The organism is Candidatus Saganbacteria bacterium, assembly GCA_026387835.1.
Taxonomy (GTDB): domain Bacteria; phylum Margulisbacteria; class WOR-1; order JAKLHX01; family JAKLHX01; genus JAPLKZ01.
In genome coordinates this window covers 21269-41017 of sequence record JAPLKZ010000007.1, presented here as the reverse complement: position 1 = coordinate 41017, position 19749 = coordinate 21269, and the positions used below count along the sequence as shown (strand labels likewise).

Below are 19749 nucleotides of genomic sequence, written 5' to 3'. Positions count from 1 at the left end.
CAGACAATCAATATACTGTGGGCTTGTAAATGGTTTTACTGCTTCTTCTTTATATCGAACTTTCGGTAATAATATTTCTTATAATACTTGTTCTTCTTGTTGAGCACGATCTTCATGATGACCAGGCCGAGCACGTCCGACATCGTCTCGGAAAGCAGCCGCTTTGCTTCAATGACATCAGCTTTGCGGGTGGACTGGTAATCAACGACTATCAGCATCCCGTCCAGTTTAGAGCCCATGATCGCCGCATCCGTAACGAGATTGACGGGGGGGGAATCGATCAATATGTGATCATATTTCACCGACTGTTCATCGATGAATATCTTCATTCGTTTCGAGTCCAGGAGCTCGGAAGGATTCGGAGAGAGGGGCCCTGCGGTGATTATGCTTAAATTATTTACACCGGATCTTTGTATTATATCGGTGATGTCTGAAACGCCCGAAAGGTATGACGACAGGCCCTTGTCGTTTTTAAGCCCGAATATGTCGTGCACCCGCGACTGCCTGAGGTCGCAATCGACCAGAAGTATACTTTTTCCCGTCTGCGCCAGCGCGACGGCTAAATTGCACGTAAAGACCGTTTTCCCCTCGTTCGGGACTGAACTTGTTACCCCCATCGTTTTTACGGGCTCGTCCGGCCTTACGAATTCGATGTTCGTCCTTACTGTCCTGAAAGCTTCGGACTGCGGGCTGTTCGGGTCTTCAAGGATTATCAGCTCCTTGAAATTGCTCTTGACAGGCAGGGCGTGCTTGCTTGTTTTTGGCCTCATGCCAAAAAGCCAGGCAGGAAAATCACGGAGCCTGAAACCTTTTGCCTGTTCTAAAGAAACTGCTTTACCGTCCTTGACAGGCAGAACGGGGATACTGCCGAGTATCGGAAGTTTAACGGCCGCGCTCAATTCTTCCGGGGATTTTATCGAATCGTCAAAATATTCCAGCGATACGGCTATCGATGCTCCGGTCATAAAGCCGGCTATCAAACCCAGAAGGAAATTCAACAGTCTTTTGGGCGATATAGGTTTCTCCGGCAGTTCCGCCGCTTCTACTATCCTTACATTGCTGATATTCAATGCTTCGGATATCTTAGCTTCGCTCAGTTTTTTTAAAAGGTCCTTATAATTCTGGGCCGTGATCATGCCTGAACGCGTGTTCTTGGCGATATTGATGTTCTTTGACATCGGGACCTCCGCCACGGCCAGTTCCCTGCCCGTGACAGCCACCTGAGTTTCTATGAATCTCCTTATTTCATTCGCCATCTCCTTTTTTGTCTTTTCGTCATGCTCCATAAAGACCCTGCCTATCGAATTCGCGATATTCATCGCTTCCACAGGATCATTTGATCTTACGTCAAGCCGGACTATATCGGTCGTCTTGACATTTGAGATCGTGACCCTCTTTAGCATTGATTCGTAACTGATCAAAGAACCGTCCTCGTCTCTGATATCTAACTGTTGTATGACCCTTTCGACTACCGGCCGCATCTTCATCAGCTCGATCTGCGTGCTCATGGGATTGCTGAAATTGGAGTTCCCCGTTAGTTGCCCCAGGTCCGCAAGATCTGAAAGACCGGGTAGGCCGGGAGAGGTTTTCTGCACAAGTATTTTGATACTTGACTGATATACCGGTTTCAGCTGCATCGTCCATACCGCCACGATCACGAAGATAATGACCGTCGAAAGTAACACGATGTTCTTTCTTTTTAACAATACTCCGATAAATTCTTTTATTTCCACGATCTACCTTCCGATACGCTTATCTGAGTTTCCATTCGTTCGGACTTATCAGGTCGATAGACGCGTCCCTCGCATCCCTGTATCCGACGATCAGCGACGCCACATCCGACCAGTTGTAATACCAGCTCATCGGCACAAAGATGATATCGCCGGGCAATACCGCTATCTGCGTGTCCTGACTGTCATAATTCGCGAACCTGTTCACCTTGACCTTCTTTACGACGGGGTTTCCAGGATCTCCTCTCACGACACCTATATTATCGGACGCGGCGGTTTTCAGGAGGCCGCCTGCCATCGCGATGTAACTTATGACCGTAGAACCATTGATAAATTTCACCCCTCCGGGCCTTGTGACCTGGCCTAAGACATATACCCTTGCGACGGACTGAGGCACTACCACCGTATCCCCGTCATGCAGTGTCACATTTTGTGAAATGTCGTTTTCGTTCATCATTTTGCGCAGGTCGACCGTTCTCTTCGAACCGTTCATTTTGGTGATCTCTATCTCATCTATATCCGCGTCCTCGGTATAACCGCCCGCGTTCTTTATATAATTCAACAGTGAGAGCTCATTAAGCCGACCGTCGGGGATATTGTACGCGCCGGGATTCCTTACTTCGCCGGCGATATTGACTGTTATTGATTTTGGGGTTTTTATCATCACGGTCACGTTTGAGCCTTTGGCATATCTTCTTAAGCCCGTACGCAGTATGCTTTCAAGTCTCTTGACATCCATTCCTTTGACATATAGCGATCCCAGCATGGGTATGTAAATTTTCCCGTCCCTTGAGACCGTGACGGAATGAGGGTCTATATATGCCTGGGTCAATCCCGGAAGTATCGGATTTACTATCAACAGATCGGAATCCATGGCGTCCCACGCGTGCACCTCCAGTACATCTCCGGCACCTATCTTGTATGCTTCCTCGCCTGAAGCGATCGCCGGGATCAAAAGGAATACCATAATTAAAAAGAGAGCCTTAATTCCGGTTTTCATTTTTGCCTCCTTTTTTCATCTTTCTTCATACCATTTTTTTTGGAAATCTTTATATTCTTTCTGCCTGTCCTTGATCTTTGTCCACCAGTCCCGGTTATCGCTGTACCATTTTATCGTCTCTGCTATCCCCTCTTCGAATTTTATCTTTGACTTCCAACCGAACATCTTTTCCATTTTCGAAGGGTCAACAGCGTGCCTCACGACATGCCCCGGCCGGTCTTTGACGAACTGTATCAGGGAAGGCGGTTTCTTCAGCGTCTTAAGTATGATATTTGAGATATCGAGTACCGAGAATTCCTCCCTTGAACTGATGTTGAACGCGTGGCCGTTCGCGGCATCCGGCCCGTGAAGGAGCATATCTATCGCGGAGCAGTGATCAAGCACGTGTATCCAGGTCCTTGTATTTTTTCCCGTTCCGTAAGCCGGGAGTTGTTTATCTTCGAGCGCGTTAGACACGAAAAGCGGTATGAGTTTTTCCGGATACTGGTACGGTCCGTAATTATTCGCGCACCGCGAAATGACGACCGGAACATTATAGGTAGTGAAATATGAGAACGCCAGCCTGTCGGCCCCTGTCTTGCTCGCGGCATACGGGCTTTTAGGATTAAGGGCATCTTCTTCGACGGACGGCCTGTCCGGCGCTTCGCCGTAGACCTCGTCCGTGGAGATATGGACGAATTTTTCTATCCCGTAAGAGCGCGCCGCTTCAAGCAGAACATAAGTCCCGTAGACATCGGTCGAAATGAACGAATCCGCGTCTATTATGGACCTGTCAACATGCGTTTCCGCCGCGAAATGAACGATGCTGTCGCAGTTGAACACCAGATTATTGACGACATTCTTGTCCCTGATGTCGCCGTGATAGAAAAAAAAGTTCGGGTTTTCCGTCAGGTCCTTGAGATTATCGATGTTCCCGGCGTAGCTCAGACAGTCAAGCACCGTCACATGATAATCAGGATGTTTTTCCTGAAGATACCTGGCAAAATTACTGCCTATAAAACCTGCCCCGCCGGTGACCAATACCCGTTTCATTTATCCGTCCTTCCTGTCCCATTTATACGGGATATCATTCTTGTGCGGGTCAACCCTGAACTCGTCAGGATCTTTGTGATCATACATTTCCGTGGGAATGTTTATCACCATGGCCTCTTTTTCGCTTACGCATTTGAACCCGTGATAGACGTACGGCGGGATACGGAGAAGACAGGGGTTGTGATCCCCCAAAAAGAACTCGTTGACCTCGCCTTTTGTCTTTGAATCGCTCCTCGAGTCAAAAAGGACTATTTTCATCGTCCCGGATACTACGACCATATTGTCGGATTGTTTTTTATGGTAATGCCACCCTTTTACAACGCCGGGATATGCCGTGGTCATATAGACCTGCCCGAATTTTTGAAATATCGGCTCATCGCTCCTCAGCATCTCCATCAATCGGCCTCTTTCATCGGGGATCACTTTCAGTTTTTTGGTTTCGACGCCCTCGATCATATTTATCTCCTAAATAATTATATTTTTATAACGTACAGGGTCCCGAACCCGCTCCGTTATAAATTATATATATCAATTCGCCAATATTATATCACTTCTATCGCCCAAAATAGCAACATTTTTTTTGCCTTCCCGGCAAACGATAGAAACGCCTCTCCCGAGTATGCTCTGCGATATCGGGTTTTTTATATTTATTATTTTGCATTCTTCAAGTATTATACTGTTCTCGACCGAACTGTTTTCTACTACCGTATTGGACGCTATCGAAACGTTCGGGCCTATCGAAGAGTTAATGATCCTGACATTTTCACCGATCACGACCGGTCCGTTTATCCTGCTGCCGGTTATGCTGGCGCCGGCACCCAAAATTATTACACCGTTTACCTTGGTTTTTTCATCGATGCTTCCGGATATTTTGCTTTCCGCCATCTCAAGAATAAGACGGTTCGCTTCGATGATGTCCGAAGGTTTTCCTGTGTCCTTCCACCATCCCGTGACGCGGTGATGCTCGACTTTAAACCCGTTATCCATCAGCCATTGGATCGCGTCGGTTATCTCGAGCTCTCCCCTCGCCGACGGTCTTATGGAATTTACGGCCTTGAAAATATTTTTATCGAACAGGTATACCCCGACAAGAGCAAGGTCGCTTTTTGGCTGTTTCGGTTTTTCAACAAGTTTTAATACGTTGCCGTCCTTATCGATCTCCGCGACCCCGAAATGCTCGGGGTTGGGCACTTTTGTCAGAAGGATCAGCGAATTCGGCTTGTTATTATTGAACTTGTTCACGAACTCGTTCAGGTCTTCTTTCAGGATATTGTCCCCGAGGTACATTATGAAAGGATCGTCCTTCATGAAATCCCGGGATATCTTCACCGCGTGCGCCAGGCCGAGAGGAGCTTCCTGTCTTATATAGGTGATCCTTATGCCCCAGCGGCTGCCGTCCCCGACCTCTCTCATCACATCTTCGGCCGTATCTCCGACGATTATCGCAAGATTTTTTATCCCGGCGCGGGCTATCGCTTCGATACCGTAAAATATTATGGGTTTATTCGCGATGGGGATCAGTTGTTTCGCGTTCGTGTGCGTTAGCGGACGCAGCCTTGTGCCCGCGCCGCCGGATAATATCAAGGCTTTCAAGAGAGAGTTTCCTTTTGTGTCAAGTCTTTGTCTCCAGCGCGTCGATCTGCGTGAATATTTCCGGGACCGGTTCTCTGGAAGCGCCCTGATACTGCGAGTCCGAAGGGTTTGTTTTGTTCAGCCTTACCCTGCCGTTCTTTACCGTCCTTATTATCCTGCCGGTTGTGGCTTCAAGCGTCGCCAGGACATCATCCGCGTATCTGTCCGCGCCCGCCCTGATCTCTTTTGAGACCTGGTACGCCTGCTGGATTATTTCGGCCGCTTTTCCGTCGGGATTGTCCGCCGGTGCGGCTTTTGCGCCGTCGGCACCCTCATGCGGCTTCGCGTGCAGCATCATCTCGCCGGCTTTTGTGGCGATCTTTGTCCTGCTAAAACCTTCCCCGCTCTGCAGCACCAGCCTCATCTTATCTATTATCGACAGGATGTCCGATTCGTTCACTATCGTCTTCCCCGTAAAAGGGATCTTTATACTGTCGCAGATCACCGATTCCAGAGTGTCGATCAGGCCTAATATTTCCATTTTATTCCCCCTTTGATTTTTTTGTTCACAGTATCGGGGACAAAATCGCTTATGTCGCCCCCGAGAGAAGATATCTGGAGAACGAGGCTTGAGCTTAAGTATGAATATCTGGACCCGGTCATCAGGAACACCGTTTCGATCTCCGGTTTTAAATGCGCGTTGGTCAGCGCCAGCTGGAACTCATATTCGAAGTCCGAGACCGCTCTCAGTCCCCTTATTATCGCGCAGGCTTTTTTCTGCACCGCGTAATCCACCAGAAGGCCTTCAAAACTTTCCACCTCGACGCCGGCGATGCTCTTGACCGCTTCCTTTGTCATCTCAAGCCTGTCTTCAAGGTTGAAATGCTGTTTCTTTTCCGGGTTCCGCAGCACCGCGATAAATATTTTGTCAAATATCTTCATGGCGCGTTCGATAATATCAAGATGTCCGTTAGTTATCGGATCAAAACTGCCCGGATAGACCGCGATCTTCATTTGCCGCCTCCGTAAAACGAGAACACCGTATCGCCGTACTTTTCCTGCCTGTTCCTTATAAGCCCTTCATAGCTGTCCGGCAGGACATGCCTTTTACTGTGTTCGGCGATCACCACGGTATTTTCCTTTAATATATCACTTTTTGCGATCTTTTCCAATGTTTTTTCAAGAATATCAAAGCCGTACGGGGCTCCGATAAATATAATGTCGAATTTTGCCTTATTTTTGTCTAAGACGGAAACCCCTTTGACCGCGTCTATTGAAAATATTTCAGCACAACCGGAAAATCCGGTAAGTTCAAGGTTTTCCCTGATAACTGAAACGGCATTCCTGTCCGTTTCGACAAAGATAGCAAGCTTTGCGCCCCTGCTCAGGGCCTCGATCCCCACCTGGCCGGTGCCCGCGAAAAGATCAAGAAAATATGCGCCTTCGACCCTGCCCGCGAGAATATTAAAAAGCGCTTCTTTCGCGAAGTCCGAAAGCGGACGCACTTTCGACGCTTTTTTGGGGAACTTTAATTTTTTTCCTTTTGCGGAGCCTGATATTACTCTCAATTGAATACATCCTTATCGATAAATTCCGAAAATCTCCTGTCCAGTTCTTTCCTTAAAGGAATATGTTCTTCCATCTCCAGTTTCGGGTCCTTCAACACGAGGTCAAAAGCGATCTTTCTTGCTTCCTTTAGTATCTCTTCATCCCTGATGATATCAGCAACTCGGAACTCGGGCAGGCCCGATTGCCTGATGCCGAGAAATTCCCCCGGCCCGCGGAGGCGGAGGTCCGCTTCCGCAATTTTGAAACCGTCCGTTGTCTCGACCATGGTCCTCACTCTTTCTTTGCCTTCATACGTGCCCGGATTTCCCAAAAGGAAACAATATGACTGCGCGGCCCCCCTTCCAATGCGTCCGCGAAGCTGATGGAGCTGTGAAAGGCCGAAGCGCTCGACGTGCTCTATGGCCATTACCGACGCGTTCGGGATATCGATGCCTACTTCGATGACAGTAGTCGAGACCAGGATACGGATCTTGTTATTCTTGAAATCCTGCATTACAGCGTCTTTTTCCGCGGTCTTCATTTTCCCGTGAAGAAGCCCGACACAAAACTCCGGAAATATTGTCTGCAGCCCTTTTGAAGTCTCTTTAGCGGCAGCAAGGTCTGACTTCTCTGATTCTTCGATCAAAGGGCACACCACAAAGACCTGCTGCCCCTCGTTTATTTTCTGCCTCATGAATTCCTGCATCTGCTGCCTGTTCTTTCCGCCGACGAATTTTGTTATGGCCGGTGTGCGCCCCGGCGGCATCTCGTCGATATTTGACCTGTCCAGATCACCGTAAAGGGTCAGAGCAAGGGTCCTCGGGATCGGAGTAGCCGTCATCACAAGAAGATCAGGCGTCAGGCCTTTCTGCTTCAGTTTTGATCTTTCGATGACGCCGAACCTGTGCTGTTCATCGATGACCGCAAGGCCGAGATTTGAGAACTCCACTCCTTCCGAGATCAGGGCATGTGTCCCGACCGCTATGCACGCCTCTGTCGTCATGAATGACTGCCTTATTTTTTTCTTATTTAAAGCTTTATCTCCTCCGGTAAGAAGCAGCACCGGGATACCGAGCGGCTCGACATATTTGCTGATCTTTTGAAAATGCTGCTGCGCGAGGATCTCCGTCGGAGCCATTATCGCGGCCTGATATCCGTTCTTTACGGCTATTATCGCGGCTTCGACGGCAACGATCGTTTTCCCGGAACCTACATCACCCTGGAGCAGGCGGTTCATCGCTTTTTGAGAGGACATATCAAGTTTTATCGCTTCGATGACCTTTTTCTGGGCTCCTGTAAGCTCGAAAGGCAGCGTCTTCTCAAATGCTGCCAGCCAGACAGGGTCTATTTTGAATTCGATCCCTTTACCTTCGACCCTTACCTGTTTTCTGCGCAGCGCCAGGACCAGCTGCATCATAAAAAGATCGTCAAACGCCAGTCTTCTTCTTGCTGAATGAACATCATCAAAGCTAAGTGGAAAATGGAGCCCTGAGATCGCCGCTTTTATCGGGATAAGACGGCATTGTCTTTGTATTTCATCCGGCAGAGGGTCTTCAATTCCGGGAACATATTCCGGCAACATCGTTTTTGTGATCCTTCTGAGCCTTTTCTGGTAAAGCCCTGCTGTCAGAGGATATACCGGGACTATTCTGTCATCTTCTTTTTCGTTCTCTTCAAGCACCTCGAAATCCCTGACCGCGATCTCCATCCCGCCTGAATAACCGTTCATCTCCGCCTTCCCCGCGATGAATATCTTTTTGCCTTTATTTTTATCGAAAGTCTTTTTAAGGAACTGCTGGTTGAACCATGCCGCGCATACTGAACCCGTGTCATCGCTGATAATGGCTTTGACTATCGCGAACCTGTTCTTTGTCCTCTGTAAGACTGCTCCCCCGAGCCTTCCTTTTATCAGGCAATCCTCTCCGACCTTAATATTTGAGACCGGCATAATATTGCGCCTGTCTTCCCAGTCACGGGGAAAATAAAATATCAGGTCGTTGACCGTCTTGACCCCTACCTTTGAAAGAAGCTTTGCGATATGCGGCCCTACGCCTTTGAGGTACTGGACCGGAGTATCCAATTTTTGCTGCATAAGAGTATTTTATCACGGAGAGCGATAAGCGATATGCTTCTCAATGCGGGTTGCGACCGCGTTATGTTTATGGTATATTTTTAATAGGAGCAATCAATCAATGTCGCGTCGCTGTTTTATCTGCAAAAAAGGCCCGCTCTCGGGTAACACCGTGAGCCATTCGAACATGAAGTCCCTTAGGCGGTGGCTTCCTAATCTTCAAAAGATCAGGATCGTCGTCAACGGCAAGGTCCGCAGGGAAAATGTCTGCACCAAATGCATGAAATCGGGGAAGATCAAAAAAGCGGTCTAGGACTCCTTTTCAAACTTATCTCTTTTAAATCTTAATGTGGCTATTTCATCCATGAATTTTATGTCGTATAGCTTCATCACTTCGTTATACTGGTCGAGCTTATGTTCTTTGTCTTTTTCGATGATCTTCCTGTCCTTCATGGAATCGAGCAGTTTTTCCCTCTGCCGTTCGAGTTTCTGGCTCGCGTCTATCACCTTTTCTATCTGGTTATCGAGCTCCTCTTTGAGGACGCCCAGGTGCTGGCGTCTCTGGAGCACCTTCGAAAAATCGGATATCCTGCCTTTCCCGACGATCTTCTTGAACTCCTTGGCCTGCTGGTCTTTTGTGTCGTGGATCTCCTGCTCTTTCGTTTTTTCGACGTAATATTCTTTCTGCCTGGTCGCGAATTTTTCCTGTTCTTTCTTCTCCCTTATCTCTTTGACCTTGAGTACGGTCTCAAGGCCGTATTTGAATTTTTTCCCGGGTTTTATCTCTTTGGCCATTAATATTTTCTCCTAATGATCTAATATTATAACAATTTTCTCGTCATGTGAAGCGTTTTTCATCTCGAGGCCGAACAATCCGGTCACCTGCTCTTTGCTCACCAGCCCGGACAGGTCGATGATCCTGCTGCCCTTTAGAACAGTCAGCGGAGGTGTTTTTTCTCCGGCATCTCCGTAAACAGTGTGTTTTTCCAATAATTGTTCAATGGCAGCGGCGGGTTTAAAACCCGCCGCTACCTCAATAACGATCGCATTACGTCTTTGGATCCTTATTATCCCCTGCTTGTCGATCACTCTCACTGAATTGTCCGTATTCTTTATCAAACCGAAGAATGACCGTCTTTCTTTTTTTGCCCCCCACACTTCAAACCAGTCTGTGGAGCCTAAAAGCTTTATGTCGTTTTTGGCCGCTTTGAATGAACTGCAGAGAATGCCGGCCTTCTCTTCTTCGTTGATCTTTTTAAGTTGAAGGTCCTTTTTCCTGAGCTCGGTAGCGCCCGATGCCACAGCTCTGATCACGTTCTTTTGAAGGTCAACTTCCACGGAGACCTCGATCGAATTGGGATCGGCCCCCATCCTTCTGACCGATTCCTCCGCTTCCTGCCTTATTTTCAAAATATCCTCCCGCGAAGGGTCCACCGCGCTTTTTTCGATCGTATCCGTTACAAAAGCCAGGGCGGCGCCGATCGCCGAAAGGACGGCATGATTATCCGCGATCTTGTATTCCATCTTCAGCTCCGATGCGGTGAACGGGACTATCGCCGCGGCGCCTCCGCCTCCTCCTATCAGAGTGACGTTCTCTTTTTCAAGTTTATAGTCTTTGATCAGGGAATCTATCGTCTTGATGATCTTTGCCGATGCGGTCTTTAATATCGACTTTGATAATTGCTGCGGCGAAACAGCCTGCGAACTGCTGATCTTTTTACTCAGGATCCGTATTCCTTCTTCCGCAGCATCCCTGTTCCCGTAAGCCCAGTCCTCTTTTCTTACGAGACCCAGGACATTCGCGGCGCAGGTCGTCGTTACCGCGTATTTCCCTCCGATAGAAAAATATCCATCCTGTAGGGGCGCACGGCTGTGCGCCCCTACGATTTCATCAACATTTGAAAATGATGCGTATTTCAGCCCTGCGATATGCGCGCTTCTTGGTCCGACATCGACGATTTTTCCGTTGCAGATCCTCGGCATCGATCCGCCCGCGGCTCCGACAGTGCGGGAATCTATCGTCCTCAGATAAAGCCTGTGGCCGCCAATTTCTGCGGACTTTACAAGGGCCCTGCCGTTCCTTATCACGGAGATATCCGTGCTTGTGCCTCCGACCTCGAGAAAAATACCGTCCGATATTTTCACGTATAAAAGCGCGGAAGCGACTCCCGCCGCCGGGCCGGAAAGTATCGTGAGTATCGGCCGCTTTTTCATCTCATCGATGCTCATCACCCCGCCGTCGGAACGCATTATCATGAGCGGAGCGGTTATCCCGGACTGCCTGACGCAATCCTGCGTGGCGACAGCCGCTTCGATCATCTTGGGCATTATGCTCGCGTTGACCGCCGCGGTCCTTGTCCTCATGCGCAGACCGTAGAGCCCGGATATCTGGTGCGTCGCGGCCGCGGGCAGTCCTTTTTCGATCGCGCACCGCACTATGAAGTCTTCATTCACCGGATCATCGACGGAAAAAGCTTCGGCAGCTACGATCACCTGGACCCCATCCTTGACAAGATCTTTTATGATACCGTCTACCGTCTCCGCTTCTATCTTTTCACCTTTTAATTCAATATATCTGCTTAAAACCTTTAATCTCTTTCCGTTATCCAGATCGATATCACCGATATTTGTTTCAGCCCTGACTCTTTTTCCCTCCACGCCTTTCCCGACAGCGATTATCCCGACGGCCGCGACATCACCTTCCAGTAATGCGTTCGTGGCCTGTGTAGTGCTGTGGGCGATAAAGACTATATCGGCGGGACTGATATTTGAATCGCAAAGAAGTTTATTCAGCGAATCAATTATGCCCTGGGCGACGCCTCTCTCCGCATTATGAGTTGTAGGGAGCTTGGCCTGTCCCGCGAGTTCATAATTTGAATTGTCTATCGCGACAGCGTGGGTGAACGTTCCTCCGACATCTATTCCGATACGGTATTTTGGCATTTACTATGGGAAAATTATATCATACGGACGGCTTTATCAGACCTGCTCCGCCATTACGATGACGACCGGCAGGCGGTTTATTTTTTTGCGGTAGTATTTCTGCAGTTCTTTCTGGATCTCCTGCCTGATTGAGCCGATATTCCGGAACCTGCTCTTGTAATGTCTGCGCATGGCCGCGTCGATCATTTCTTTCGACCTCTTGATGACCTCATCATGTGTCTTTGAAAAGACAAATCCTTTTGTCTCTATCCTTATATCCGTGATCTTCCTGAAATCCGTTTTTGATGCTATTAAGTTGACTATCACGACGCCGTTCTCCGCGAGCTGCCTGCGGTCTGACAGGACCTGTGACCCTTCGCCTCCCGCGCCGGTGCTATCCACGAGCATCTCTTTTATCTCGATCCTGCCCGCCCTGCTCGCCTTGTTCCGTGAAAGCCGGAGGATATCGCCGTTCTCGTTGATAAAGATATTTTCCGGCGCGATGCCGCTTTCCCTGGCGATCTTCGCGTGTGCGACCATGTGCCTGTACTCGCCGTGCACCGGGATGAAGAACTGCGGCCTTACAAGATTGATTATGAGTTTCATCTCTTCCTGGCAGCCGTGGCCGGAGACGTGGATCCCGTGCCGCTCTTCATAGATGACTTCCGCGCCGAACCTGAAAAGTTTATTTATCGTATTATAGACTGACTTTTCATTGCCCGGGATAGGTATGGCTGAGATCACGACAGTGTCGCCTTTCTGGATCTTAACCTGCTTGTGCTCCCCTTTTGCCATGCGTGAAAGAGCGGCCATCGGCTCTCCCTGGCTGCCTGTAGTAAGAATGACTAAATTCTTGTGATTTGCCTTGTGTATATCATCAAGTTTAACAAGCATATCTTTGGGTACTTTCAAATAACCCAGTTCTTTGGCTTTATTTGCCACTCTCTGCATAGAAAAACCGGATATCGCCACCTTCCTGCCGTGCCTGGCCGCGGCATCGATCACCTGCTGGACCCGGTGAATGCTCGATGCAAAAGTAGCGACTATTATCCTTCCCGGAGCTTCGTTAAAGACTTTTTCAAATGTCTTTCCGACGGTTTTTTCGGAAGGAGTTGATCCCGCGGTATCCGCGTTCGTGGAATCGCTCATCAGAAGAAGCACGCCTTCCTTGCCGAGCTCGCCGAACCTTACAAGATCAAGCTGCTGGCCATCAATGGGGGTATGGTCGATCTTAAAATCTCCGGTATGTAAGACCGTGCCGACAGGCGTCTTTATCGCCAGGGCAGTTGAATCAGGTATGCTGTGGCATACCCTGAGAAATTCAACTTTGAAAGGCCCCATGTTTATGACATCACGCGGTTTTACCACGTTCAATTTTGCGGTCTTCAGCTGTTTGCTTTCCTTAAGTTTATCTTCAAGCAGCCCTAATGTCAGTCTTGTCCCGTATATCGGCACATTTATTTCCCGCAGAAGATGCGGGATAGCGCCGATGTGGTCTTCGTGCCCGTGTGTCAGGAACAGCGCTCTGATGAGGTTCTTGTTATTTTTTACAAAATCAAAGTCCGGCAGGATAAAATCTATCCCGTGCATGTCATCATCAGGGAATTTTATGCCGCAATCGACAAGGATGATATTGTTCCCGAACTTGAAAGCGGTCATGTTCTTGCCTATCTCTGCCAGACCGCCAAGATGTATTATCTCGAGATGTTTTTTTCCGAAATTCTTAAACATCATACGCGCCGTCTTCGATGAGAGAAAGGCCTTTCATCACTTTTATTATTTCTTTTTTCTCCGCGGCTGACGGTTCCACGAGAGGAAGACGCGTTTTGCCGCAGTCGTGCCCGATCGCTTTAAGGGCGAATTTCAGCGGGGACGGGTTGGGCGCGATAAAAAGCACTTTAAATAAAGGCATCAGCTTCCTGTGGATCTCCTCCGCTTTATTTACGTCTCCGCTCACGTACAGGTCCACCATTTTTTTGATCTCCCTGCCGGCAAGATGCGACGCGACGCTTATCACTCCGTACGCGCCAACCGACATCATAGGCAGCGTCAGCGAATCATCCCCGCTCCAGATCAGAAAGTCTTTCGGAAGCAGTGTTCTTGCCGCGGATGTATAATTCAGATCTCCCGCAGCGTCTTTTAATCCGATTATATTCTTAAACTCAGCTGTTCTCGCTACTGTCTCCGGCAGCATGTTGATACCGGTACGCCCCGGGATGTTATAGATTATCAAAGGCAGCCCCGTGCTACGAGCAACAGCCCTGTAATGCTGGTACAGGCCCTCCTGTGAAGGCTTGTTGTAATACGGCACTACAAGAAGCGCGGCGTCCGCGCCTATCTGCTCCGCTTTTTTTGTCGATCTTATAGTCGTGTCCGTTGAATTTGACCCGGTCCCGGCTATCAGCGAAGCTTTGCCCTGGAGGGCGTTTTTTACCACTTTGTAAAGCTCGTATTCCTCGTCATGCGTGAGCGTCGGCGATTCCCCTGTCGTACCATGCACGACGACTCCGTCGGAACCGTTCTCCGTGAGGAACACGGCCATTTCTTCCGCTTTTTTATAATCCACTTCGCCGTTCTCCTTGAAGGGTGTCACCATCGCGGTTATTATTCTTCCTATTTTTTCCATAAGCCTTTTAACTCCTTTATCTGGTCCCTTATGACAGCGGCTTTCTCGAACTCGAGCTCTATCGCCGCTGTCTTCATTTCTTCATCAAGCCTCTTTATCAATATCGGGACCTCTTCTTCTTTGATTATCCCTTTGAGCCTCTTAATATCCTCGCCCTTAACTTTACTTATCTGCTCGCTGATATCTTTTACTTCTTTTATTATCGTTTTTGGCGTGATATTGTTCTTTTTATTATACCTTATTTGGAGGGCCCTACGCCTGTTGGTCTCGCTGACGGCTTTCTTCATCGACCTGGTCATCCTGTCGGCATAGAGGAATACTTTCCCGTTTATATTTCTCGCCGCGCGGCCTATCGTCTGTATAAGCGATGTTTCTCCCCTTAAAAACCCTTCTTTATCGGCATCCATGATAGCCACGAGAGAGACTTCGGGCAGGTCAAGCCCCTCCCGCAAAAGATTTATCCCGACCAGGACATCGAATTCCCCCAGCCGCAGCCCTCTGAGGATATCTATCCTGTCCAGAGTATCGATATCGGAATGCAGGTATTTGCTCTTTATTTTTGCTTCCTGCAGGTACTCGGAAAGGTCTTCCGCCATTCTTTTCGTGAGCGTCGTGACGAGCACCCGCTCTTTTTTTTCAACGCGTATTTTTATTTCCTTGATAAGGTCTTTTATCTGCCCCTTTGTCGGTTTCAGTACCACTTCCGGGTCGATAAGCCCGGTAGGCCTGATTATCTGCTCGACGATCTTTTTGCTCTGGCTTGTCTCGTATTCTCCCGGGGTCGCCGAAACGAACAGGCACTGGTTGAGCCGCTGTGTGAACTCGCTGAAATTGAGCGGCCTGTTGTCCAGGGCCGACGGGAGGCGGAAACCATACTCGACAAGGGTCTTCTTCCTTGCCTGGTCCCCGGCATACATCCCCCTTATCTGCGGGACAGCGACATGGCTCTCGTCGATAAACATAAGGAAATCTTTAGGGAAATAATCGATCAAAGTCGACGGCGGCTGGCCCGGCCTTCTGCCGTCAAGGTGCCTGCTGTAATTTTCTATCCCGTGGCAGTACCCCATTTCCCTTATCATCTCGATGTCATAGTTCGTCCTCTGCTCAAGCCGCTGAGCTTCGACAAGCTTGTTCTTATCTTTGAGCTCTTTCAGCCGTACCGAAAGTTCGTCCTCGATGTTCTTTAAAGATCCTTCAAGCCTGTCTTTGAAAGTGACATAATGGGTCGCGGGGAATATATGAAGAGAATCTTTCTTTCCGATAACCTCGCCGGTAGTAGGATTTATTTCTGAAATTTTTGATATTTTGTCCTCGTCCAGTTCGATCCTGAATATATTCGTTTCATATATCGGCATCACTTCGACCACATCGCCTCTAGCGCGGAACTTCCCCCGTGAAAGAACTGTATCGTTCCTTTCATATTTTACTCCGACAAACTGGTATAAAAGATTATCTCTGTTTAGATTTTGGCCGACATCGATATTTATCGAGCCTTCAAGATAATTGGCCGGCGTGCCGAGACCGTATATACAGGACACGGAAGCGACGACGATCACATCCCTTCTCTCAAAAAGCGACATCGTAGCCCTGTGGCGGAGCCTGTCGATCTCATCATTGATGGCGGAATCTTTTTCGATATAAGTGTCGGTGGTCGGGATATATGCCTCCGGCTGGTAATAATCATAGAAACTGACGAAATATTCCACTGAACTCGAAGGGAAGAACGACCTGAACTCCTGGCATAATTGCGCGGCGAGGGTCTTGTTGGGTGAAAGTATCAAAGTGGGTCTATTTACCTGAGCGATGGCACTTGCCATCGTGAAAGTTTTTCCTGACCCGGTGACGCCGAGGAGCGTAGTATACTTTTCGCCTTTTTCTATTTCTTTTACTATCTTTTCGATCGCCTGCGGCTGGTCGCCTGAAGGGGAAAAGCCGGACTTGAGTTTAAAATCGCTCATAACGAAATTATAGCACCCTCATCATTCTTAACAGCTAATTACTAATGACTAATTCTTAATGACTAATGAAGGAATGAGAATCTTTTATATATATTTTTCATTAATTAGTCATTAGACATTAGTCATTAGTCATTTCTGCTATGATGAGGGCTATTTCTTCCCGAGATTATCGGAAATGAGTTTTTTGATCGTGTCTTTATATTTCGACATGAGCTTTCTCGCCGTATCTTCTTTGTCCGATTCGCTGATGATATAGATCTCCTGCTTGTGCGCGTGGCCGTTGACAAGCACCCAGTCGCTTCCAAAGCGCAGCTTGACCCCGTCTATCAGCTCGGGTCTTTCGTCGCGCGCTTCATCTACTATATACCTGATCACCATGCCTTTTAACGCGTTCGGACAGGGGACCTGGTCTTTGAGAAGATATTTTTTCGGCAGCGACTCAACTATCTCCGACATCGGGACTTCCGGCTTTAAAAGCAGCTCAAAAAGTTTCGCGGTCGAAAGCATCGAATCGAACGACGGCTGGAAACCCGGGAAGATATAACCGCCCGTGTTCTCGCCGAACATGTCCACTTTACTTTCGACCGCCGTCTCCATCATGGAGCGGTGGCTTGTCTTTGTCCGGAATACTTTCACTTTCTTTTCGGAGGCTATCTCGTCAACCGCGGACGATGCGTTCACGGGGACCGCGATAGTCTTTGCTCCCGAGATCACCATCAGCTTGACCATAAGGGACAGCGCCAGGTCACCGCTTAAGACACTCCCCTTTTCGTCTATAAGAAAGATTTTTTCCGCTCCGGTATCGAACAGGATGCCGAGGTCGGCTTTTAACGAAACGACTATCTGGGAAAGCTGCTTCAGCGACCTGTCGAATTCCGCTTTTGACCTTGTGAACTTTGAATCGTCTATATAAGCGTTTATCGCGACTGTATCGCACCCCATCTGTCCGAGTATCGACGGGAAGATGGAAGAAGCGCTGCCGTACGAGTAATCGATTATCACCTTATATTTTCTGTCCTTGATATCTTTTGCCTGTACAAAAGTGATAAGCCCTTCTTTATATCCCTCGGCCACCCTGTAGAACGGGAATGTCAGCTCTCCTGTCTCGTCTATCGTGGGGCGCTCGTAGTCCTCACCCCAGAAAAACTTCTCTATCGATTTTTCCTTGCTCGGAGAAAGGTCCATTCCGTCTCCGTCAAAGAATTTAATATCAATAAGATTATGGTCGAACGGTGATTTTCTTACGTGGATCCCGCCTTTCGATTTAAGCGCTTTAAGTTCATACCTGTTTATCGGGCTCGGGACCATCTCAAGGTTGGAAACGTTGACTCCCGAGGACAACAGCCCTGAAATAAGCCCGCGCGATATCATGCGTGATGCCTTGTGCCCGTCCATCGAGCTTGTCACGCTCGATCCCTTGCCGAGCATCGCCCCGAAAGCGCTTCCGAGCTTCGCGGCGAACTCCGGCGTTATCTCGATATTGCATATCCCCGTGATGCCGTACGGCCCGAAAATATTCTTGGACCATCTCTGCCGCCATATAACGCTTGAATTCACTATGCTTCCCTCTTCGATATTTTTCCCCGGCCAGATCCTGATATAGGGCTGGATCTTTGAGTCAGCCCCGACAACGCATTTCTCGCTGACGATGCTCCCCTCTTCAAGCTCGGACCTTTCCTGGATCACCGCCCCGTCGGCAACGACGCATCTTGAAAGGCTGCACTCTTTCCCGATCTCGACATCGTCCCATATCACGGAATTGACGATCTTTGCGTCCCTTCCGATAGCGCACCGTTCCCCTATTACCGAACTCGATATGTAAGCGCCGTCAGCTATGGACGTTCTGCTGCCGATGATCACCCTGCCTTCGATCTTTGCAAGATGAGAGACTTTTGCCGTGCTACTTACTGCGGCATCGGAAATGGCGATCTTTCCGTCAAGAATATCCTTATGAACGTGAGCATATTCTAACAAATTCCCTATGTCTTTCCAATAACCTTCACTCACGCAGCCGAACAGTTTCTTTTTGTCTTCGAGCATCTTCGGGAAAAGGTCCATGCTGAAATCATACAACCGGCCTTCGGGGATATCGTCAAGGACTTCCGGTTCTAATATGTATATGCCCGTATTAACAGTATCGCTGAACACTTCTCCCCATGACGGCTTTTCAAGGAAATGGTTTATCCTGCCGTCCGGTCCGGTGATTACAATCCCATATTCTAGAGGATTTTCTACCCTTGTCAAAGTTATTGTCGCTGCAGCTTTTTTAGACTTGTGGAATTTTATTATTGATGTCAGATCAAAATCCGTTATTATGTCCGCGCTGATCACTATGAACGGTTCATTAATAAATTTCTGCGCGTATTTCACTGCTCCGGCCGTGCCGAAATCCTGATCGGCTGTCACATAAGTAAGCTCGACGCCGAATTCTTTGCCGTCCTTGAAATAGTCCTTGATAAGATTCGGCTGGTGAAAAAGAAGGACAACGATATCGTCTATAGAATGTTTTTTTAATTCCTGTATCACGTATAACATTATCGGCTTACCGCAAACAGGAATAAGCGGCTTCGGGATATTAGTAGTTAGCGGGTGGAGCCGTTTCCCGAACCCTCCGGCCATTAACATTGCTTTCATATATATATAGGGTATAGGGTTAGGAGTTAGGGGTCAAGGGGGAGGTGGCATCCAAATTGCTCATTTGTGCATATAAAACTGAAATAACGAACAAAGGATGTTGTTTTATGGAAAAGAATGTCGAAAAATCCGACAGTAAGGCATTGATCCCGATTGAGATCATAGAAAATAAGATCTTTTTGGTCAGAGGACAAAAAGTCATGTTCGATAAGGACTTGGCTATCTTATATGACATAACAACATTTAACCTAAACAAAGCGGTCTCAAGAAATTTAGATCGTTTCCCGGGAGACTTTATGTTCAGGCTGAATAAAGAGGAATATGATAACTTGATATTCCATTTTGGAATATCAAGTTGGGGAGGGATCAGAAAGCTTCCGAGAGCTTTTACTGAACACGGGATATTGATGTTGTCATCTGTATTAAGGAGCGACCGCGCCATCCTCGTCAACATCGCCATAATGCGCGCCTTTGTAAAGCTCCGGCAGATGGTATCAAATAATAAAGAACTTGTTCACAAGCTGAACGAACTCGAGCGCAAGATCGAGAAGCACGACGAGGATATCATAGCCATATTCAACGCGATAAGGCAGTTGATGAAGGAAGAAATTAAACCTAAGGGGAAGATTGGCTTCTTATAGAAAATAGAATCGGAG

17 protein-coding genes are annotated in these 19749 nt (G+C 48.2%); 2 read left to right on the top strand and 15 right to left on the bottom strand.

What is annotated here, in order from left to right:
• Positions 1-35: 35 nt before the first annotated feature.
• The 9 genes from NTZ10_02790 to recG all read right to left on the bottom strand — a co-directional run bounded on the left by NTZ10_02790 (position 36) and on the right by recG (position 8974).
• Complete coding sequence (locus tag NTZ10_02790) at positions 36-1733, bottom strand: polysaccharide biosynthesis tyrosine autokinase (GenBank protein MCX5749154.1); 1698 nt, start codon at positions 1731-1733, stop codon at positions 36-38.
• A gap of 19 nt (positions 1734-1752) precedes the next feature.
• Positions 1753-2730, bottom strand: coding sequence for a polysaccharide export protein (locus tag NTZ10_02785; protein ID MCX5749153.1), 978 nt, complete (start codon positions 2728-2730; stop codon positions 1753-1755).
• Positions 2731-2745: 15 nt separating this feature from the next.
• Positions 2746-3762, bottom strand: a complete 1017-nt coding sequence (rfbB, locus tag NTZ10_02780) for a dTDP-glucose 4,6-dehydratase (GenBank protein ID MCX5749152.1) — start codon at positions 3760-3762, stop codon at positions 2746-2748.
• The gene (locus NTZ10_02775) at positions 3763-4218 is read right to left on the bottom strand and encodes a dTDP-4-dehydrorhamnose 3,5-epimerase family protein (GenBank protein ID MCX5749151.1); all 456 of its coding nucleotides are present in this window, start codon (positions 4216-4218) and stop codon (positions 3763-3765) included.
• 72 nt (positions 4219-4290) lie between these two features.
• The gene (locus tag NTZ10_02770; GenBank protein MCX5749150.1) at positions 4291-5355 is read right to left on the bottom strand and encodes a glucose-1-phosphate thymidylyltransferase; all 1065 of its coding nucleotides are present in this window, start codon (positions 5353-5355) and stop codon (positions 4291-4293) included.
• A gap of 19 nt (positions 5356-5374) precedes the next feature.
• Entirely contained in the window at positions 5375-5875 is a 501-nt protein-coding gene (locus NTZ10_02765; GenBank protein MCX5749149.1) for a hypothetical protein, read from the bottom strand.
• Positions 5863-6348: a pantetheine-phosphate adenylyltransferase gene (gene coaD / locus NTZ10_02760; protein ID MCX5749148.1), complete on the bottom strand. Its 486-nt coding sequence runs from the start codon at positions 6346-6348 to the stop codon at positions 5863-5865. Before coaD ends, NTZ10_02765 begins: the two co-directional genes overlap by 13 nt.
• Entirely contained in the window at positions 6345-6902 is a 558-nt protein-coding gene (rsmD, locus tag NTZ10_02755; GenBank protein ID MCX5749147.1) for a 16S rRNA (guanine(966)-N(2))-methyltransferase RsmD, read from the bottom strand. The genes coaD and rsmD overlap by 4 nt, the downstream gene beginning before the upstream one ends.
• Positions 6899-8974 (bottom strand): ATP-dependent DNA helicase RecG, encoded by a 2076-nt coding sequence (recG, locus tag NTZ10_02750; protein MCX5749146.1) that lies wholly within the window; start codon positions 8972-8974, stop codon positions 6899-6901. Before recG ends, rsmD begins: the two co-directional genes overlap by 4 nt.
• 100 nt (positions 8975-9074) lie before the next feature.
• Here recG and rpmB point away from each other — a divergent pair, with 100 nt between their 5' ends.
• A complete protein-coding gene (gene rpmB / locus NTZ10_02745; GenBank protein MCX5749145.1) occupies positions 9075-9266 on the top strand; it encodes a 50S ribosomal protein L28 in 192 nt (63 codons plus the stop codon).
• On the opposite strand, the gene NTZ10_02740 is transcribed toward rpmB, so the two are convergent.
• The 6 genes from NTZ10_02740 to NTZ10_02715 form a co-directional block, all read right to left on the bottom strand.
• Positions 9263-9748, bottom strand: coding sequence for a hypothetical protein (locus NTZ10_02740; GenBank protein ID MCX5749144.1), 486 nt, complete (start codon positions 9746-9748; stop codon positions 9263-9265). The two genes, rpmB and NTZ10_02740, sit on opposite strands and share 4 nt — an antisense overlap.
• 12 nt (positions 9749-9760) lie before the next feature.
• Positions 9761-11896 (bottom strand): hypothetical protein, encoded by a 2136-nt coding sequence (locus tag NTZ10_02735; GenBank protein ID MCX5749143.1) that lies wholly within the window; start codon positions 11894-11896, stop codon positions 9761-9763.
• 36 nt (positions 11897-11932) lie between these two features.
• Entirely contained in the window at positions 11933-13606 is a 1674-nt protein-coding gene (locus tag NTZ10_02730; protein MCX5749142.1) for a ribonuclease J, read from the bottom strand.
• Positions 13599-14501, bottom strand: a complete 903-nt coding sequence (dapA, locus tag NTZ10_02725; protein ID MCX5749141.1) for a 4-hydroxy-tetrahydrodipicolinate synthase — start codon at positions 14499-14501, stop codon at positions 13599-13601. Before dapA ends, NTZ10_02730 begins: the two co-directional genes overlap by 8 nt.
• Entirely contained in the window at positions 14489-16459 is a 1971-nt protein-coding gene (uvrB, locus tag NTZ10_02720) for an excinuclease ABC subunit UvrB (GenBank protein ID MCX5749140.1), read from the bottom strand. The genes dapA and uvrB overlap by 13 nt, the downstream gene beginning before the upstream one ends.
• Positions 16460-16609: 150 nt before the next feature.
• Positions 16610-19093: a sugar phosphate nucleotidyltransferase gene (locus NTZ10_02715; protein ID MCX5749139.1), complete on the bottom strand. Its 2484-nt coding sequence runs from the start codon at positions 19091-19093 to the stop codon at positions 16610-16612.
• A 107-nt stretch (positions 19094-19200) separates the two neighbouring features.
• On the opposite strand from NTZ10_02715, the gene NTZ10_02710 reads away from it, so the two are divergent.
• The gene (locus tag NTZ10_02710) at positions 19201-19734 is read left to right on the top strand and encodes an ORF6N domain-containing protein (protein MCX5749138.1); all 534 of its coding nucleotides are present in this window, start codon (positions 19201-19203) and stop codon (positions 19732-19734) included.
• Positions 19735-19749: the final 15 nt, after the last annotated feature.